The sequence below is a fragment of the Streptococcus sp. Marseille-Q5855 genome (genome assembly GCF_946901985.1).
Lineage (GTDB): Bacteria > Bacillota > Bacilli > Lactobacillales > Streptococcaceae > Streptococcus.
Genome location: NZ_CAMPPR010000006.1, coordinates 609,218 through 627,657, shown reverse-complemented (window position 1 = coordinate 627,657; position 18,440 = coordinate 609,218). Strand labels below are relative to the sequence as shown.

At 41.2% G+C, this 18,440-nt stretch carries 14 protein-coding genes, 3 tRNA genes, 3 rRNA genes, 1 other RNA gene and 2 pseudogenes; 2 read left to right on the top strand and 21 right to left on the bottom strand.

Features of this window, described 5'->3' with window-relative positions; translation table 11 throughout:
• Window positions 1–102: 102 nt before the first annotated feature.
• The 9 genes from OC529_RS09475 to comW form a co-directional block, all read right to left on the bottom strand.
• A complete protein-coding gene (locus OC529_RS09475; RefSeq protein WP_262082010.1) occupies window positions 103–918 on the bottom strand; it encodes a PrsW family intramembrane metalloprotease in 816 nt (271 codons plus the stop codon).
• Window positions 919–942: 24 nt separating this feature from the next.
• The gene (locus OC529_RS09470) at window positions 943–1,440 is read right to left on the bottom strand and encodes a beta-class carbonic anhydrase (protein ID WP_004237611.1); all 498 of its coding nucleotides are present in this window, start codon (window positions 1,438–1,440) and stop codon (window positions 943–945) included.
• A gap of 72 nt (window positions 1,441–1,512) precedes the next feature.
• Window positions 1,513–2,874 carry a DNA repair protein RadA gene (gene radA, locus OC529_RS09465; protein ID WP_077804517.1) on the bottom strand — a complete coding sequence of 454 codons (1,362 nt, stop codon included), beginning with the start codon at window positions 2,872–2,874 and terminating at the stop codon, window positions 1,513–1,515.
• Window positions 2,875–2,887: 13 nt separating this feature from the next.
• Window positions 2,888–3,445, bottom strand: coding sequence for a histidine phosphatase family protein (locus OC529_RS09460; RefSeq protein ID WP_261013517.1), 558 nt, complete (start codon window positions 3,443–3,445; stop codon window positions 2,888–2,890).
• A complete protein-coding gene (locus OC529_RS09455) occupies window positions 3,405–3,848 on the bottom strand; it encodes a dUTP diphosphatase (protein WP_000701987.1) in 444 nt (147 codons plus the stop codon). The genes OC529_RS09460 and OC529_RS09455 overlap by 41 nt, the downstream gene beginning before the upstream one ends.
• A gap of 56 nt (window positions 3,849–3,904) precedes the next feature.
• Window positions 3,905–4,002: signal recognition particle sRNA small type (ffs, locus tag OC529_RS09450), an RNA gene on the bottom strand.
• Window positions 4,003–4,034: 32 nt separating this feature from the next.
• The gene (gene tadA, locus OC529_RS09445) at window positions 4,035–4,502 is read right to left on the bottom strand and encodes a tRNA adenosine(34) deaminase TadA (protein WP_261042966.1); all 468 of its coding nucleotides are present in this window, start codon (window positions 4,500–4,502) and stop codon (window positions 4,035–4,037) included.
• Window positions 4,503–4,701: 199 nt separating this feature from the next.
• On the bottom strand, window positions 4,702–5,988 hold the full coding sequence (locus tag OC529_RS09440) for an adenylosuccinate synthase (protein WP_262082053.1): 1,287 nt from the start codon (window positions 5,986–5,988) through the stop codon (window positions 4,702–4,704).
• Between the two features lie 230 nt (window positions 5,989–6,218).
• The gene (gene comW, locus OC529_RS09435) at window positions 6,219–6,455 is read right to left on the bottom strand and encodes a sigma(X)-activator ComW (RefSeq protein ID WP_262082008.1); all 237 of its coding nucleotides are present in this window, start codon (window positions 6,453–6,455) and stop codon (window positions 6,219–6,221) included.
• A gap of 231 nt (window positions 6,456–6,686) precedes the next feature.
• Between comW and OC529_RS09430 the strand changes: the two are divergent.
• A pseudogene (locus OC529_RS09430) lies at window positions 6,687–6,921 on the top strand (transposase); the annotation flags it as partial.
• A 130-nt stretch (window positions 6,922–7,051) separates the two neighbouring features.
• Window positions 7,052–7,208 (top strand): annotated as a pseudogene (locus tag OC529_RS09425) (ISL3 family transposase); the annotation flags it as partial.
• A gap of 77 nt (window positions 7,209–7,285) precedes the next feature.
• On the opposite strand, the gene OC529_RS09420 reads toward OC529_RS09425, so the two are convergent.
• The 12 genes from OC529_RS09420 to OC529_RS09365 form a co-directional block, all read right to left on the bottom strand.
• Window positions 7,286–7,359: transfer RNA gene (locus OC529_RS09420), tRNA-Asn, on the bottom strand.
• 5 nt (window positions 7,360–7,364) lie between these two features.
• Window positions 7,365–7,480, bottom strand: a 5S ribosomal RNA gene (rrf, locus tag OC529_RS09415).
• A 76-nt stretch (window positions 7,481–7,556) separates the two neighbouring features.
• Window positions 7,557–10,457, bottom strand: a 23S ribosomal RNA gene (locus OC529_RS09410).
• 124 nt (window positions 10,458–10,581) lie between these two features.
• A tRNA-Ala gene (locus OC529_RS09405) sits at window positions 10,582–10,654 on the bottom strand.
• A 51-nt stretch (window positions 10,655–10,705) separates the two neighbouring features.
• Window positions 10,706–12,251, bottom strand: a 16S ribosomal RNA gene (locus OC529_RS09400).
• Together the 16S, 23S and 5S rRNA genes with 3 tRNA genes alongside form the textbook arrangement of a ribosomal RNA operon.
• A gap of 243 nt (window positions 12,252–12,494) precedes the next feature.
• Window positions 12,495–12,566: transfer RNA gene (locus tag OC529_RS09395), tRNA-Glu, on the bottom strand.
• Window positions 12,567–12,657: 91 nt separating this feature from the next.
• Entirely contained in the window at window positions 12,658–13,137 is a 480-nt protein-coding gene (locus tag OC529_RS09390) for a sigma-70 family RNA polymerase sigma factor (RefSeq protein ID WP_262082007.1), read from the bottom strand.
• A gap of 120 nt (window positions 13,138–13,257) precedes the next feature.
• The gene (gene ftsH / locus OC529_RS09385; RefSeq protein ID WP_050242876.1) at window positions 13,258–15,216 is read right to left on the bottom strand and encodes an ATP-dependent zinc metalloprotease FtsH; all 1,959 of its coding nucleotides are present in this window, start codon (window positions 15,214–15,216) and stop codon (window positions 13,258–13,260) included.
• A gap of 15 nt (window positions 15,217–15,231) precedes the next feature.
• Window positions 15,232–15,774 carry a hypoxanthine phosphoribosyltransferase gene (gene hpt, locus OC529_RS09380; RefSeq protein ID WP_262082006.1) on the bottom strand — a complete coding sequence of 181 codons (543 nt, stop codon included), beginning with the start codon at window positions 15,772–15,774 and terminating at the stop codon, window positions 15,232–15,234.
• 4 nt (window positions 15,775–15,778) lie between these two features.
• Complete coding sequence (gene tilS, locus OC529_RS09375) at window positions 15,779–17,056, bottom strand: tRNA lysidine(34) synthetase TilS (protein WP_262082005.1); 1,278 nt, start codon at window positions 17,054–17,056, stop codon at window positions 15,779–15,781.
• The gene (locus OC529_RS09370) at window positions 17,053–18,321 is read right to left on the bottom strand and encodes a serine hydrolase (protein ID WP_262082004.1); all 1,269 of its coding nucleotides are present in this window, start codon (window positions 18,319–18,321) and stop codon (window positions 17,053–17,055) included. The genes tilS and OC529_RS09370 overlap by 4 nt, the downstream gene beginning before the upstream one ends.
• On the bottom strand, window positions 18,314–18,436 hold the full coding sequence (locus OC529_RS09365) for an SP_0009 family protein (protein ID WP_000429334.1): 123 nt from the start codon (window positions 18,434–18,436) through the stop codon (window positions 18,314–18,316). The genes OC529_RS09370 and OC529_RS09365 overlap by 8 nt, the downstream gene beginning before the upstream one ends.
• Window positions 18,437–18,440 lie beyond the last annotated feature (4 nt).

Genomic DNA, 18,440 nt, shown 5'->3' with positions numbered 1-18,440 from the left:
TTTTTCCATCTACCATTGTAGCGCTTTTTGCACTATTTTTCAATCAAAAATAAAAGAAGGGCACCATATTTGTGCCCTTGCATCATTCTTTTGAAAAATATTCTAGTTCATTATCTCATCGTTCTTCTCAACAAAGCGATAAGCCTGATAAAAACCATAGAGAGTAATAGCTGTAACCACTGGAATCGCTAAGGGCAACTCTGTCTCTAATTCTACAAAAGGAGAGTTAAACAAGAAGTGAGTTCCCAAGGCTAAACCTAGGAAAATAATCCCCTGTTTCTTGCCAGCCTTCTGCCCTTTATAGGCTCTGTAAAGCAAGTAAACACCTACTACAGCCAGACCTGAAAAAGTCCAGTGAGAGGCAATTCCTGAGATGATACGCTCTAAAATTCTTGAAATAGTAAAGTCAAATCCCTCTGGCAAATCCGTACGAATATAGCCAATATCCTCAATCATTTGAAATCCCAAACCAGAAGCAATTCCTAGTAAAAACAAAGATTTTAATTTTCGCACAGGAACCAAGGCCAAAACAAAGATAAGTGGCAATAATTTCAAGGGTTCCTCTACCAAAGGAGCCACAATCGCACTTTCAAAGGCATTTAAAAATGCACTATCTGGGAAAAGAATACCCAGTAAATCATGGATATAGGTATTCGCCAAGCTAGACAACCAACCCGAAAGGAACATCCCACCCAATAAAGACAAAATCAAGGCGTTCTTTGGCAATTCCCATTTTTTCCCAATGCGGAAAAGGAAATAAAGAGCCGGAATCATGTAAAAGAGAGCTAGAAAGATAGAAACTCCCATTAGGCCATATTCCGCACCTGACATCGAACCGTCCGTATAGTAAATGGTTTCATACTGTAAACCAATACATAGCAATAAGATAAAAATAAATAAAATACTGTTTTTCTTCATACACTTTCTTTCTAAATGAATTTTTTACAATTCTACGACTGTCATACTTCCTGTATCTACATCATAAATAGCACCAGAGATAATGACATCGTCTGGTATTAGGGGAGACTCGATAAGGAGTTGCATGTCCTCACGTACACTCTCCTCTATATCTTGGAAGGGCAAAAAATCCTGATCTGACACATCGACACCTAGTTCCTCTTTTAAATACTCCTGAAAAGGACCATTTTCAAAGGTCTGAGCACCACAGTCTGTATGGTGTAACACCACAATCTCTCTTGTCCCCATTTGTTGCTGGGAAATAACCAGCGAACGAATCATGTCTTCTGTCACTCGACCACCTGCATTCCGCAAGATATGAGCATCCCCAAGTGCCAAACCTAAAGCTTGCGCAACGTGCAGACGTGAGTCCATACAGGTCACAATGGCTACTCTGGTTTTAGGTTTAAGTGGCAGATTTAATTGCCCATGTAGGGCAACATAAGCCTGATTGGCTTGCATAAACTGTTCAAAATACGACACGATTCCCTCCTTGAAAATTTGATAGTCAAATATTTCTCCTATCTTATCATTTTTAAGAAGATTTGTCACGGATTATGCAAAGACCTTTTTCAAAACTTCCTGAATCGTTGTTACGCCAATGACCTGAATTTCCTTGGGCGGAGTGATTCCTGTCAAGGAATTCTTAGGTACATAAATCTTAGTAAAACCCAGTTTAGCAGCTTCATTGATGCGCTGCTCGATACGATTCACGCGCCGAATTTCTCCTGTCAAGCCCAGTTCTCCCACAAAACATTCCTGAGGATTAGTTGGCTTGTCTTTGTAGCTCGAAGCAATGGCAACTGCAACGGCCAAGTCAATGGCAGGTTCATCCAATTTTACACCACCAGCAGATTTGAGATAAGCGTCCTGATTTTGCAAGAGAAGACCTGCCCGCTTTTCCAAAACAGCCATAATCAGACTCGCACGATTAAAATCAAGTCCTGTCGTAGTACGCTTGGCATTTCCAAACATGGTCGGTGTTACCAAAGCCTGAACCTCCGCCAAAATCGGACGCGTCCCTTCCATGGTCACAACGATTGACGACCCAGTCGCCCCATCCAAACGCTCCTCTAGGAAAACTTGACTCGGATTGAGTACCTCAACCAGACCACCCGACTGCATCTCAAAAATCCCAATCTCATTAGTGGAGCCAAAACGATTTTTGACCGCTCTCAAGATACGAAAAGTATGGTGACGCTCCCCTTCAAAGTAAAGCACCGTATCCACCATATGCTCCAACATACGCGGACCAGCCAGAGTGCCCTCCTTGGTCACATGCCCTACGATAAAGATGGCAATGTTATTGGTTTTGGCCAGCTGCATAAGTTCAGCCGTCACCTCACGCACCTGAGAAACAGACCCCTGCACCCCTGAAATCTCAGGAGACATAATGGTCTGAATGGAGTCAATAATGAGGAAGTCTGGTTGGATGCGCTCCACCTCTGCTCGAACACTCTGCATATTGGTCTCTGCATAGAGATAAAACTCGCTATCAATATCACCCAAACGCTCTGCACGTAGTTTAATCTGCTGGGCAGACTCCTCCCCACTGACATAGAGAACAGTCCCCACTTGAGACAGCTGGGTTGAGACTTGTAAGAGAAGGGTTGATTTCCCAATTCCAGGATCCCCACCGATAAGGACAAGACTTCCTGGTACCACTCCGCCTCCAAGTACACGGTTGAATTCCTCCATCTCCGTCTTGGTTCGATTGACGTTGATTGAAGTCACCTCAGCTAGTTTCATGGGCTTGGTTTTCTCACCTGTCAAGGACACACGCGCATTCTTTACCTCAGCAACCTCAACCTCTTCTACAAAAGAAGACCAAGACCCACAGTTAGGGCAACGCCCCAGATATTTAGGGGAATTATACCCACAATTTTGACATACAAATGTCGCTTTTTTCTTTGCGATGATAAACCTCTTTCTATATCTCTAACTCACACTCAATCACTTGACAAAAATCAATCTTATCATTTGGCACAAACTGACGCATGAGCATTCGATGAGCAACAACTACCACAGTCTGATGTTCTCGATACTTAGACATACATTCTAAAAAACGAGACTTCATTTCCGTAGCTGTCTCATATTGAATAGGACTATTAGGAAGTAACTCCCCCTTGTTTTCTAGAAACATAGTACGAGCTTTTTCAAAATTATCTGTGCTACTTTCATAGACCTGCCATTCATGCAATAATGGCTCTACTCTCAAAGGAAGTCCCGTAGTACAAACTACATAAGAAGCCGTTTCTAAAGCTCTTGTGACTGCAGAAGATACGATTATTTCAGCTGACGAGAGTAAAGAATTTTTGCTCAATTCCTGAGCTTGCTGCCGTCCCTTCTCAGACAAGGGCGCCAAATCTATCCCAAAACCCGTATAAGAACGCTCCTCTAACTCACGGTAATCTGGCTCCCCGTGACGTACAAAGATAATCTTCATCTTAGTGTCCAGTTGACCCAAAACCACCAGTTCGCACACCATCAGCTGCATCTCCATCTGCAATTAAGAAAGGAGCAAAGACAGCCTGGACAACACGTTCTCCAACTTCAAGAACAACCTCTTGGTCTGTGATATTCTTCATCTGCGCAAAAATATGCCCTTCATTCCCAGGATTTCCATAATAGTCTCCATCAATAACGCCAACTGAATTAATTAAAACCAAGCCCTTCTTACGAGGGTTTGAAGAACGATCATAAAGGTAAAGAACCTCAGTCGGCTGCATATAGGCCTTAACCCCTGTTGGAACCAAGACAATCTCTCCTGGAGCGATAACTGTGCGCACTGCAACCTTTAAATCGTAACCAGCCGCATGCGCTGTCTCACGCTTGGGCAATAAATTTTCATCTGTAAAACTAGAAACCAATTCAAAACCACGAATTTTCATCATCTTCTCTTTTCTATTATCATTTATTCTAGATTATTCTATCTTATTTATTCGGAAAAAGCACGAAAAAAAGAGCACACAATTCAAATCGCTTAGGGCTGCTGGATTCCTCCCCTGACCCGCTTCACGCAGAACTGTTGCTCCACTATTTATTATATCACATTCCTATTCATTTTAAAAGAAAAATTATTTTTTCCGTCTATTTCTAAAAAAGTCCTGCATAATAGCTGCGCATTCATCTTCCAAAATTCCCGTTTCAACCTCCACACGATGATTGAGACGCTCATCTGTCAAGATATCGTACAAACTCCCAGCAGCGCCAAATTTCTGGTTTTTAGCCCCATAGACCACGTTTGGAATACGGGCGAGTCCAATCGCCCCACTACACATGACACACGGCTCAATGGTCACAAAAAGCGTGCAATCCAGCAAGCGCCAGCTCTCCTCACTCAGGTTCGCATTCTCTATTGCCATAATCTCCGCATGCATAATCGCTCGTTGCAACTCCTCACGCGCATTATGCCCACGGCCAATGATTTCTCCGTCCTTGACAATCACACAACCAATTGGAATTTCATCGTGTTCAAGAGCAATCTCAGCCTCTCTCAAAGCTTCCCTCATAAAGACTTCTTTTTCTTCAACTGTATAATTCATCAATTTCCCTTTTTCTACTTGTCGATTTTATTATTATATCATGAATCCCAAGACAAAAAAAGCCACCGAATGCGGTGACTCTATAGGGAGATTATTATGAAAAAGAAAAGTTTAGGATATTTGTTACAACAAGTTAGGAGGTCTTCTTGTAACTGTCTATAGTATACCCGACCTATCTTAAACAAATCTTAAAAATCTCTTACGACCAAACACTTTCTAAAATATTTGTTTGTTCACGACCAGGACCTACTGAGAAAGTAGAAATACGAACGCCAACCAATTCACTCACACGACGAACATAGTTACGCGCATTCTCAGGAAGATCTTCCAAATTACGAACTCCAGTAATATCTTCTGACCAACCTGGTAACTCTTCATAGATAGGCTTGCAACGCTTCAATTGCTCAAGACTAGCTGGATAATAGTCAATACGTTGACCATCAATATCATAGGCCACACAGATTTTCACTGTATCTAAACCACTCAAAACATCGATAGAGTTCAATGAAAGATTAGTAATACCAGAAACGCGACGACTATGACGCATCACAACTGAGTCAAACCAACCCACACGACGTGGACGACCAGTTGTTGTACCATATTCATGACCTACTTCACGGATACGTTCTCCCACTTCATCAAACAACTCAGTTGGGAAAGGACCGTCTCCTACACGACTCGTATAGGCTTTACATACACCTACAACCTTGTCAATCTTACTTGGACCAACACCAGAACCAATTGTCACACCACCAGCTACAGGGTTTGATGACGTAACAAATGGATAAGTACCTTGGTCAATATCTAGCATAACTCCTTGTGCACCTTCAAAAAGCACACGTTTACCGTTATCAAGCGCATCATTCAAAATGACAGATGTGTCTGTCACATATTTCTTGATTTGTTGACCATATTCATAATACTCTTCAAAAATATCATCGAAGGCGATAGCTTTACTATCATACAATTTTTCAAAAAGACGATTCTTTTCAGCAAGGTTACGTTCTAAACGCTCACGGAAAATATCTTTATCCAAAAGATCTGCAATACGAATCCCAACACGAGCAGCCTTGTCCATATAAGCTGGACCAATTCCCTTGATTGTAGTACCAATCTTATTGTCGCCCTTAGCTTCTTCTTGCAAGCGATCCAACTCGATATGATAAGGCAAAATAACATGCGCGCGATCAGAAATACGCAAGTTATCAGTTGTAACACCTTCCTCATGAAGATAGCTCAACTCTTTCACAAGCGATTTAGGATTTACAACCATACCATTCCCAATAACAGAGATTTTTTCAGGGAAGAAAATTCCAGATGGAATCAAGTGCAACTTAAATTTCTTACCATCGATCACAATCGTGTGACCTGCATTATCACCACCTTGGTAACGTGCAATCACTTCTGCATTCGCTGAAAGGAAGTCTGTAATCTTCCCTTTACCTTCATCACCCCATTGGGTACCTACAACAACAACTGAAGTCATAATCTTGTCTGAGCCCTCAGGCTCTTCCTTTCTCACATACATGGCAGGAATCTCACCCGCAATTATATCTTACAATTTATTATAAGAAAAAATCGCCTTTTTATCAAGAAGAAACAATAGAAAGATTTGCTATTTCCAACTATTAAAAAATGTTTTAGAAAAATTACCAGCTATTTATTGTTATATTGCCATGAAAAAGTAAGTTTGTTCGGAAATTTACTAAAATTACCTCAACAAGAAATAAACCCCCGATTCATTATCATCTTTTCAAGATACAAACGATAAGCAACACGATAATGGTAAACGATAAAATCCCTACGACACCCAATGCCATATCTAACTAAATAATAAATCAAAAATTTAAAATGAAAATGTTCCCAGTCCCAACTATTATCAAAGAAAGTAGCATACTCTTCTTCGATACTGTCATAGAAATCAGTCATCTGATCATAAATATTTTGTAGCATAAGCATACACTCCTTTACTTTTTATGATCTTATTCTAACAAAAAATTTTAATTAATCATTAATAATTCCTGAATTGTTAAAATACCAACCTCAACAAGAGAAAAAATAGGAAAAGTTGACAGAATAGGACCAAATTTACTACCTAAATTAAACTATTGTAAAGACCTTATTAACTGCGTTAAATACTAAAAGAGACTGAGGTAAAAATCTTAAAATAAGAAAAACGCATAGTATCAAATTTTTCAAACTATCTTTAAAACATTTCTCAAAGATAACGAGAAAATTGTCAATGTCCTTAAACTAGCCTATTCTAACGCCAAACTAGAAGTCACTAATAATCCCATCAAACTTATCAAGCGCAACGCCTCTGGTTTTCGGAACTTTGAAAACTTCAAAAAAACGGATTTTCATCGCTCTAAACATCAAAAAAAAAGAAAGGACGAAATTTGCCCTTTCTCTAGATTAGCTTTTCTGGCTCTATAATATTTGTAGTGGGTAAATCCCCTATGGATATTATGGAGCCTATTTTATTGTAGAAAAAAAGTCCCATATCATCTATAATGAAAAGCGACCAAACCATCATTAGAAAGATTCATATGGAACAATTACATTTTATCACAAAACTACTAGACATTAAAGACCCTAATTTCTAAATTATGGATATTATCAATAGGGGTACACACTAAGATTCCTTTTAAGTGCTATCAGTGTTCGAAAATAATGGTAGCTGAGACTTCTATCGTCAAGAAAAATATCACTTGTCATTAGAGGCAAGACAGATTATTAATTATATAACAAAAAAAGAGGTCGAAACCTCCTTTAATTAACTACTCCGCCAGTAGGACTCGAACCTACGACATCATGATTAACAGTCATGCGCTACTACCAACTGAGCTATGGCGGAATAGAGCTAAGCGACTTCCATATCTCACAGGGGGCAACCCCCAACTACTTCCGGCGTTCTAGGGCTTAACTTCTGTGTTCGGCATGGGTACAGGTGTATCTCCTAGGCTATCGTCACTTAACTCTGAGTAATACCTACTCAAAATTGAATATCTATTCAAACCAAGAAAACCGTTCGCTTTCGTATTCTCAGTTACTTTGGATAAGTCCTCGAGCTATTAGTATTAGTCCGCTACATGTGTCGCCACACTTCCACTTCTAACCTATCTACCTGATCATCTCTCAGGGCTCTTACTGATATAAAATCATGGGAAATCTCATCTTGAGGTGGGTTTCACACTTAGATGCTTTCAGCGTTTATCCCTTCCCTACATAGCTACCCAGCGATGCCTTTGGCAAGACAACTGGTACACCAGCGGTAAGTCCACTCTGGTCCTCTCGTACTAGGAGCAGATCCTCTCAAATTTCCTACGCCCGCGACGGATAGGGACCGAACTGTCTCACGACGTTCTGAACCCAGCTCGCGTGCCGCTTTAATGGGCGAACAGCCCAACCCTTGGGACCGACTACAGCCCCAGGATGCGACGAGCCGACATCGAGGTGCCAAACCTCCCCGTCGATGTGAACTCTTGGGGGAGATAAGCCTGTTATCCCCAGGGTAGCTTTTATCCGTTGAGCGATGGCCCTTCCATACGGAACCACCGGATCACTAAGCCCGACTTTCGTCCCTGCTCGAGTTGTAGCTCTCGCAGTCAAGCTCCCTTATACCTTTACACTCTGCGAATGATTTCCAACCATTCTGAGGGAACCTTTGGGCGCCTCCGTTACCTTTTAGGAGGCGACCGCCCCAGTCAAACTGCCCGTCAGACACTGTCTCCGATAGGGATCACCTATCTGGGTTAGAGTGGCCATAACACAAGGGTAGTATCCCAACAACGTCTCCTTCGAAACTGGCGTCCCGATCTCATAGACTCCTACCTATCCTGTACATGTGGTACAGACACTCAATATCAAACTGCAGTAAAGCTCCATGGGGTCTTTCCGTCCTGTCGCGGGTAACCTGCATCTTCACAGGTACTAAAATTTCACCGAGTCTCTCGTTGAGACAGTGCCCAAATCATTACGCCTTTCGTGCGGGTCGGAACTTACCCGACAAGGAATTTCGCTACCTTAGGACCGTTATAGTTACGGCCGCCGTTTACTGGGGCTTCAATTCATACCTTCGCTTACGCTAAGCACTCCTCTTAACCTTCCAGCACCGGGCAGGCGTCACCCCCTATACATCATCTTACGATTTAGCAGAGAGCTGTGTTTTTGATAAACAGTTGCTTGGGCCTATTCACTGCGGCTGACGTAAAGTCAGCACCCCTTCTCCCGAAGTTACGGGGTCATTTTGCCGAGTTCCTTAACGAGAGTTCTCTCGCTCACCTGAGGCTACTCGCCTCGACTACCTGTGTCGGTTTGCGGTACGGGTAGAGTATGTTTAAACGCTAGAAGCTTTTCTTGGCAGTGTGACGTCACTAACTTCGCTACTAAACTTCGCTCCCCATCACAGCTCAATGTTATAGAACTAAGCATTTAACTCAATTCACACCTCACTGCTTAGACAGACACTTCCAATCGTCTGCTTTAGTTAGCCTACTGCGTCCCTCCATCACTACATACTCTAGTACAGGAATATCAACCTGTTGTCCATCGGATACACCTTTCGGTCTCTCCTTAGGTCCCGACTAACCCAGGGCGGACGAGCCTTCCCCTGGAAACCTTAGTCTTACGGTGGACAGGATTCTCACCTGTCTTTCGCTACTCATACCGGCATTCTCACTTCTATGCGTTCCAGCGCTCCTCACGGTACACCTTCTTCACACATAGAACGCTCTCCTACCATACCTATAAAGGTATCCACAGCTTCGGTAAATTGTTTTAGCCCCGGTACATTTTCGGCGCAGGGTCACTCGACTAGTGAGCTATTACGCACTCTTTGAATGAATAGCTGCTTCTAAGCTAACATCCTAGTTGTCTGTGCAACCCCACATCCTTTTCCACTTAACAATTATTTTGGGACCTTAGCTGGTGGTCTGGGCTGTTTCCCTTTCGACTACGGATCTTAGCACTCGCAGTCTGACTGCCGACCATAATTCATTGGCATTCGGAGTTTATCTGAGATTGGTAATCCGGGATGGACCCCTCACCCAAACAGTGCTCTACCTCCAAGAATCTTTATGTCGACGCTAGCCCTAAAGCTATTTCGGAGAGAACCAGCTATCTCCAAGTTCGTTTGGAATTTCTCCGCTACCCACAAGTCATCCAAGCACTTTTCAACGTGCCCTGGTTCGGTCCTCCAGTGCGTCTTACCGCACCTTCAACCTGCTCATGGGTAGGTCACATGGTTTCGGGTCTACGTCATGATACTAATTCGCCCTGTTCAGACTCGGTTTCCCTACGGCTCCGTCTCTTCAACTTAACCTCGCATCATAACGTAACTCGCCGGTTCATTCTACAAAAGGCACGCTCTCACCCATTAACGGGCTCGAACTTGTTGTAGGCACACGGTTTCAGGTTCTATTTCACTCCCCTCCCGGGGTGCTTTTCACCTTTCCCTCACGGTACTGGTTCACTATCGGTCACTAGGGAGTATTTAGGGTTGGGAGATGGTCCTCCCAGATTCCGACGGGATTTCACGTGTCCCGCCGTACTCAGGATACTGCTAGGTACAAAGACTATTTTAAATACGAGGCTATTACTCTCTTTGGCTGATCTTCCCAAATCATTCTTCTATAATCTTTGAGTCCACATTGCAGTCCTACAACCCCGAAGAGTAAACTCTTCGGTTTGCCCTTCTGCCGTTTCGCTCGCCGCTACTAAGGCAATCGCTTTTGCTTTCTCTTCCTGCAGCTACTTAGATGTTTCAGTTCACTGCGTCTTCCTCCTCACATCCTTAACAGATGCGGGTAACAGGTAGTACCTGTTGGGTTCCCCCATTCGGAAATCCCTGGATCATCGCTTACTTACAGCTACCCAAGGCATATCGTCGTTTGTCACGTCCTTCTTCGGCTCCTAGTGCCAAGGCATCCACCGTGCGCCCTTATTAACTTAACCTTATTTTTTGACCTTTCAGTCATAAACTCTTATTAATACTACAGCGTTTTCGGTTTATTTTCTTGTTACTATTTGATATAGATATTCAATTTTCAATGTGCATTACTTGGTGATCTCTCACCAATGGAGCCTAGCGGGATCGAACCGCTGACCTCCTGCGTGCAAAGCAGGCGCTCTCCCAGCTGAGCTAAGGCCCCACAAGACCTCTCAAGACTAAACAAGACCAATGCGCAGTTCCTTATCCTTAGAAAGGAGGTGATCCAGCCGCACCTTCCGATACGGCTACCTTGTTACGACTTCACCCCAATCATCTATCCCACCTTAGGCGGCTGGCTCCTTACGGTTACCTCACCGACTTCGGGTGTTACAAACTCTCGTGGTGTGACGGGCGGTGTGTACAAGGCCCGGGAACGTATTCACCGCGGCGTGCTGATCCGCGATTACTAGCGATTCCGACTTCATGTAGGCGAGTTGCAGCCTACAATCCGAACTGAGACTGGCTTTAAGAGATTAGCTTGCCGTCACCGGCTTGCGACTCGTTGTACCAGCCATTGTAGCACGTGTGTAGCCCAGGTCATAAGGGGCATGATGATTTGACGTCATCCCCACCTTCCTCCGGTTTATTACCGGCAGTCTCGCTAGAGTGCCCAACTGAATGATGGCAACTAACAATAGGGGTTGCGCTCGTTGCGGGACTTAACCCAACATCTCACGACACGAGCTGACGACAACCATGCACCACCTGTCACCTCTGTCCCGAAGGAAAACTCTATCTCTAGAGCGGTCAGAGGGATGTCAAGACCTGGTAAGGTTCTTCGCGTTGCTTCGAATTAAACCACATGCTCCACCGCTTGTGCGGGCCCCCGTCAATTCCTTTGAGTTTCAACCTTGCGGTCGTACTCCCCAGGCGGAGTGCTTAATGCGTTAGCTACGGCACTAAACCCCGGAAAGGGTCTAACACCTAGCACTCATCGTTTACGGCGTGGACTACCAGGGTATCTAATCCTGTTTGCTCCCCACGCTTTCGAGCCTCAGCGTCAGTTACAAGCCAGAGAGCCGCTTTCGCCACCGGTGTTCCTCCATATATCTACGCATTTCACCGCTACACATGGAATTCCACTCTCCCCTCTTGCACTCAAGTTAAACAGTTTCCAAAGCGTACTATGGTTAAGCCACAGCCTTTAACTTCAGACTTATCTAACCGCCTGCGCTCGCTTTACGCCCAATAAATCCGGACAACGCTCGGGACCTACGTATTACCGCGGCTGCTGGCACGTAGTTAGCCGTCCCTTTCTGGTAAGATACCGTCACAGTGTGAACTTTCCACTCTCACACTCGTTCTTCTCTTACAACAGAGCTTTACGATCCGAAAACCTTCTTCACTCACGCGGCGTTGCTCGGTCAGACTTCCGTCCATTGCCGAAGATTCCCTACTGCTGCCTCCCGTAGGAGTCTGGGCCGTGTCTCAGTCCCAGTGTGGCCGATCACCCTCTCAGGTCGGCTATGTATCGTCGCCTTGGTGAGCCGTTACCCCACCAACTAGCTAATACAACGCAGGTCCATCTGGTAGTGATGCAATTGCACCTTTTAAGCAAATGTCATGCAACATCTACTCTTATGCGGTATTAGCTATCGTTTCCAATAGTTATCCCCCGCTACCAGGCAGGTTACCTACGCGTTACTCACCCGTTCGCAACTCATCCGGAGAAGCAAGCTCCTCCTTCAGCGTTCTACTTGCATGTATTAGGCACGCCGCCAGCGTTCGTCCTGAGCCAGGATCAAACTCTCATTAAAAGTTTGAGTTCTCACTCATTTCTGTCACTGACAGATTTATTGTTTTTTCATTGTTCAGTACTACAACCTTAGTTGTAGTGCCCTGCACATTGGTTCGTCTTGTTCAGTTTTCAAAGGTCTTTGTCACTCGCTTCTCTCAAGCGACAACTATATTAGTATATCACAGTCGCTTTCGCTTGTCAACACTTTTTTGAAACTTTTTTAAAACTTTTTTCATCAAGTATTTCCAACTGCAACATACCATAGTCCGTACGGGATTCGAACCCGTGTTACCGCCGTGAAAAGGCGGTGTCTTAACCCCTTGACCAACGGACCAGAGTTGTTATTTTCAACTCTTACTATTATACAGGCTTTTCAAACTTTGTCAACACCTTTTTTAAAATTTTTTACTTTTTTGCATGACTTCCTAATGAGTACGGATGTCAAACTCTTTAAACACAATACGTAAGTCCTTTAGCACTCTTTGACGCCCTCGAAATCGTTCATTTCTTAAGACGCGTTCTAGTTCTTCTTGTTTCTCTTTACTTTGTTTGTTTCTATAATCTCTTAGTGTTTCATGAAAGAGATAATAATCATCTAGCCAGAGACCTCCCTCACTTATACGATGACTAATCTCACCTACTTCTTCATATGGTTCTTTGTCATATCTCCGTTTCTGGCTTTCTTGCTTACGGAGATAATCTAAAATTCGATTCCGGAATTTTGTTTTGAAATATTTCCTTAAACGAGGGATATCTTCTACTAATCCTTCTTCTTTACTAATCAATTCATGTAGACATATCATGCCCTCTTGGTCCCAATCCAATAGTTCCCATAAATGCAAGTAATATTCATTTCTACACTTATATACAATTCCCTGGACTTCTTCATATAATTCTTTAATCATAATCTTCCCCTTTCTGTATACAGTCTAATAGATTCAGAAACACTTTTGGTACATTTCATCCATTCTGTTCCCTACACCGTCTAAACTGCACAAAAAAGAGAGGTCATGCCTCTCTTGGGGTTATTTTTCGTCATTCATTTTTGACTTTACTTCATCATAGGATAGTGCATGAGATTCCTCTTCTACTGTTTCAGGCATCTTTCCTGTTTCATAGAGAGATTTAATTTGTGTACTATCCAATGTTTCGTATTTCAATAATGCTTCTGCAATCAACTTGTGAGTTTCACGATTTGACTGAATAATTTCAGCAGCTTTATTTCGTGCTTCATTCAATAATGAACGAACCTCTTCGTCAATTTCATAAGCTGTTTGTTCTGAAATTAATTTTTGAGGACTCTGTGCCCCAAACATAGCATGGTTTCCTTCATATTGTACTGGGCCAAGTTTTTCACTCATACCGTACTCTGTAACCATTGCACGCGCCATTTGTGTCGCTTGTTCAAAGTCGTTTGAAGCTCCTGTAGTTTGGACATTAAAGATAATTTCTTCAGCTACACGTCCACCCATTAAGCCAGCTAATTGCTCTTTCATATCTTCTTTAGATAGAAGCATTTGATCTTCTTTAGGAAGTGCAATCATGTAACCACCTGCACGACCTCTTGGTACAATTGTAACCTTATGAACAACACGGGCATTCGACAAGACTAGACCAACAATGGTATGTCCTGCCTCATGGTAGGCAACCAATTCACGTTCTTTTTGTGAAACTGTCTTATCTTTCTTAGAAGGTCCAGCAATAACTCTATCTTCTGCTTCATCAATATCTGAAGCATCAATTATCGATTTATTGCGACGAGCGGCAACCAAGGCTGCTTCATTCAAGACATTCTCTAAATCAGCACCAACAAAGCCTGGAGTTTGTTGAGCAACTAATTTCAAATCAACATCTTCTGCTAAAGGCTTGTTCTTAGCATGAACTTTCAAGATTGCTTCGCGCCCCTTAACATCAGGACGGCCAACCAATACTTTTCTATCAAAACGTCCTGGACGCAAGAGGGCAGGGTCAAGTACATCTGAACGGTTTGTAGCAGCGATGACGATAATCCCTTCATTTCCCTCAAAACCATCCATCTCAATCAAGAGTTGGTTCAAAGTTTGTTCACGTTCGTCATTTCCTCCGCCAAGACCAACTCCACGTTGACGTCCAACAGCATCAATTTCATCGATAAAGATGATAGCTGGTGCTGCTTTTTTGGCATCTTCAAAAAGAGAACGAACACGACTAGCTCCAACTCCGACAAACATTTCTACAAAGTCAGAACCTGAGATACTAAAGAATGGAACGCCTGCTTCTCCGGCGACTGCCTTAGCAAGCAAAGTCTTACCTGTTCCCGGAGGTCCCTCCAAAAGAACACCTGCTGGAATACGGGCTCCAAGTTTTGTAAATCGTTTTGGATCTTTTAAGAATTCAACAACTTCAACTAGTTCTTGTTTTTCTTCCTCAGCTCCAGCAACATCTGAAAATCTTACTTTAATATCTTCTTTATTTGCAGCTTTAGCCTTACTACGTCCAAAACTCATTGGGTTACGACCATTGCCTCCCCCCATATTTCCCATCATAGAGAATAGGAAGAAGAATAGAATTCCAAATGGCACAATGGATACGAGTAGATTAATCCACATACCACTTGAACTTTCATGCTTAACAGTTACTTCTGCTTTATGGTCCGAAGCAAGTTTTTGCAATTCTGATACTGTAGTATCAGAGGGAAGAATAATACTTGAAAATTTCTCTACTGTTGTAGCAGAAGGAGAAAAGAACTGAATGCCTGTTTCTTCTTTACTTGTTTTAGGATTTTTATAGACACCCGAAACTTCGATAACACTACCATTTGGTTGGTAGGTTAATTCTTTTACATTGTCATCGGTAATTTCTTTTACCAATTCTGTATAATTAATTTGCTCACTTTTTCCTGCAACACTACCTGTACTAAAATACTGGTAAGCTGTAACTAGGAAAAAAATAAGTAATAACCATAGAAATGGATTTTTAATTAAACCATTATTTTGTTTTTTCATTAAAAATTGTTCTTTCTAATTTGAATACACTTCTTCTTTCAATACTCCAACATAAGGAAGATTACGATAATTTTCTTTGTAGTCTAAACCATAACCTACTACAAACTCATTTGGGATAGTAAAGCAGGTATAGTCTGCCTCAATTTCTACAACACGTCCCTCTGGTTTATCCAACATGGTTGCAATCTTAACAGAAGCTGCATCTCTTGCAATAAACATATCTCGCAAATTCTTCAAAGTTTGACCTGTATCAATGATATCTTCTACAAATAGAACATGTCTTCCTTTGATATCTTGAGTCACATCTTGTTTAATATTGATGACACCACTACTTGCTGTTCCACCATGGTAGCTAGAAACCATCATGAAGTCCATTTCAATATGTGTATCAATATGTTTGACCAATTCAGCCATAAAAGGAATAGATCCTTTTAAAATCCCAACCAAGATTGGATTTTTTCCTGCATAGTCCTTAGTTAATTGAGCACCTAATTTTTTAGCAGCTTCTGTAATTTCATCGTGTGAAACGAGGATTTTTTTAATATCGTTTTCTAACATTTTTTTACCTATCTATTTTTTCTATATAAAGTACAGTGTTCATTATATCATTTTTCGTGTTTTTACTCAAATTACTGGTCGCAATTCCCAAAATTGAGACAATTTCACCAAATTGCTCAATAATCAGAGCAGATTTTCGCTTTTCCATAGGGATTTTCAAATCAATAAATAGACGTCTGAGTTTTTTTCTATGCCCATTTTGAATCAAAACATCTCCTGTTTTTCGATGACGAATGTGTATGGATGTTTCGCGTGAAACAGGTATTTGTTGAATTGATTCACCTTCTAAAGGAAGTCCAAAGGAAAATAAATAACCTTGATAAGATACCTGATTTTGATAGTGTAACACAAGTTCATCTTCCTTTTCATCAGCCTGCGGAATGATTTTACAAATCTGAAACTGTTGATACTCTTTTATCAATTCATAACCATTTTTAATCGGATGACGATACTGACTTTTAGATTTTAAAATCTGCCGAACTTCAGCAAACTGAGCTTTTGTAAGATTCAAATCTGGAAAACGATTCAGATAAGTTTGAAGTAAAACTCTTTGTGTCGACTCAGAGTAAGACAATAGCTGCTCTAAATTTTCTACATCAATATTCTTTGATAATTCAGCTATAGCTAAGTCATAATCTAAAATTTCATTTCCGATACTTAAGATTGCATCTCTAAATCGAGGATTTTCTTTTTCTAATTCTGGTAAGTATGAGTTTCGAATACGATTGCGAAAATAATGATTTTCCTGATTTGATATATCTTCAAAGTGAAAAATTGGTGGAAAGTCTTTTTTCTGAAAATGCAAGAAGGGCCGAATAATTTCTATCTCTCCGACTACTTGCTTCTCCTTAATTCCTGATAGATAGCGCAAACGAGTGCCTCGAATCAAACGCATCAAAATCGTTTCCACCTGATCATCCGCATGGTGGGCAGTGACTAAAGCTGTCGCACCTGTCTTTTTCATGACCTCTTGAAAAAAATCATAACGAAAATTTCGAGCACGCGCTTCTGAAAATTCTCCTGAAAAATTGCTGATATAAATAGGAAACTCTGCTTCAGCAGCCAACTTCCTTAATTCCTTTTCTTCCCAATCTGATTCTACTCTCTGCTTATGATTCACATGAGCTAAGATCAATTCAATTTCTAACTCTTTTTGATACGTAGATAACACCTTAAATAGAAACATAGAATCTAGTCCACCAGAAAGAGCTAGCACCACCTTAGTATGCTTTTTAAAATATCCCTTCTTGAGAAAATGATTTAAAAAATCTTGTTCCCTCATTTTAGAACCTCATAAACATCCTTGGCTATCTGAGAAATTGTATCATAATCAGAATTCTTAGTGAAAATAGAAAGAATGAATGGAGAATCTGCGTATACAACACCCGTATCATGCTTAAATTCGTCCGCATCCCCAATTTTATGAGCTACCTTCACAGAAACACCTTTGGCAATTCGCTGATTATCAAAATCTGTTTTAGTCAAAGACTCTAGCACAAATCCATTTTGATTATAAATGGCTTCCATGACCTTCCCGGCCATCTTGGAAGAAATCAATTTTTCTTTTGAATCCCAATCATCTCCCATAATGGCAGACATCTTAGATTTAAATGTGGCATCAGATTGGTTTGAAATGTAATAACCCAATATATTATGAGCTACATTATCAGATTCTTTTGATACTTTCGTAATTAAATCCTTTAAAGAATATTCTTTATTATCCTCTTTTTTAGGAAGACTACCACTTCCCTCTGGTTTATAAGAACCTGGAAAATCATTGACTGCAGATACGTATTTTACAGTCGTATCTAACTGATAAAGACCCTCATTTATTTTTTCTTGCGCATAATAGAGATAAGGGAGTTTCAAAACGCTGGCTGCATACATCTTTTCATCTTGATTGATACCAGCTTCTTTTCCAGTAGTCAGTTGCTTAACATAAATAGAGAAAGAATCTTTCTGATATTTTTCAGATAACATTTCTTGAACTTTACTCATCCGATTATCTTCTTCAGAAGTTGATTCTTTAGCTACCCATCCAGCCTGATCAATATGTAGAAATTCTCTTCCTTCTACAAACATGGTCTTGTCGATTGATACTTGCGAATAAGCTGATAAGGATGATTTCACTTCTTTTAAATCATAAGGGCTATTATACAGTTTAAAGTCAGATTCTAACCATACTTTTTTTATTGTAGGAGTTACCTCTGACTGATCGTATAAAAATCGTTTGTCCGCAGCTATAAACTGATGATTTGATAGCTTAAATACCGGAATTCCTTGTTTATTTAAGCGCCACTCGGTTATTTGAAAACTTGTTTTAGGAGTCAATTTCCCAGATTCCACTACTAAATCTTCATTCGCATAGACAGGAACTTCTCCATAAACCATAGGAGAACTTAGCTTTTCTCTAAAATAAATACCAAAGTCAGATTGTGAAAGGTAATAAATTTCTTTTGAAGTATAGACGACTTCTTTTTCTGTGCTAACTACTTTTGAGATGGTCAAAAAACTCGGTAGCAACAAAATAATTAAGAATTTACGCATTCTTCCTTTCCTTTTCTTCTTGTAAACGCAATAATTGATTTTTATCAGCCAACTCTTCCAGCTTTTCATCCGATAGACTCAAAAATTGCTCAATTACGTCTAATAAATTTTCCATTTTA

Bases quoted from the DNA above. Each gene is read 5' to 3' on its own strand.
- OC529_RS09475 (WP_262082010.1), bottom strand. From the start codon at position 918: ATGAAGAAAAACAGTATTTTATTTATTTTTATCTTATTGCTATGTATT.
- OC529_RS09460 (WP_261013517.1), bottom strand. From the start codon at position 3,445: ATGGTGTGCGAACTGGTGGTTTTGGGTCAACTGGACACTAAGATGAAG.
- OC529_RS09455 (WP_000701987.1), bottom strand. From the start codon at position 3,848: ATGAAAATTCGTGGTTTTGAATTGGTTTCTAGTTTTACAGATGAAAAT.
- tadA (WP_261042966.1), bottom strand. From the start codon at position 4,502: ATGAATTATACAGTTGAAGAAAAAGAAGTCTTTATGAGGGAAGCTTTG.
- OC529_RS09440 (WP_262082053.1), bottom strand. From the start codon at position 5,988: ATGACTTCAGTTGTTGTTGTAGGTACCCAATGGGGTGATGAAGGTAAA.
- comW (WP_262082008.1), bottom strand. From the start codon at position 6,455: ATGCTACAAAATATTTATGATCAGATGACTGATTTCTATGACAGTATC.
- OC529_RS09390 (WP_262082007.1), bottom strand. From the start codon at position 13,137: ATGATTAAAGAATTATATGAAGAAGTCCAGGGAATTGTATATAAGTGT.
- ftsH (WP_050242876.1), bottom strand. From the start codon at position 15,216: ATGAAAAAACAAAATAATGGTTTAATTAAAAATCCATTTCTATGGTTA.
- hpt (WP_262082006.1), bottom strand. From the start codon at position 15,774: ATGTTAGAAAACGATATTAAAAAAATCCTCGTTTCACACGATGAAATT.
- tilS (WP_262082005.1), bottom strand. From the start codon at position 17,056: ATGAGGGAACAAGATTTTTTAAATCATTTTCTCAAGAAGGGATATTTT.
- OC529_RS09370 (WP_262082004.1), bottom strand. From the start codon at position 18,321: ATGCGTAAATTCTTAATTATTTTGTTGCTACCGAGTTTTTTGACCATC.
- OC529_RS09365 (WP_000429334.1), bottom strand. From the start codon at position 18,436: ATGGAAAATTTATTAGACGTAATTGAGCAATTTTTGAGTCTATCGGAT.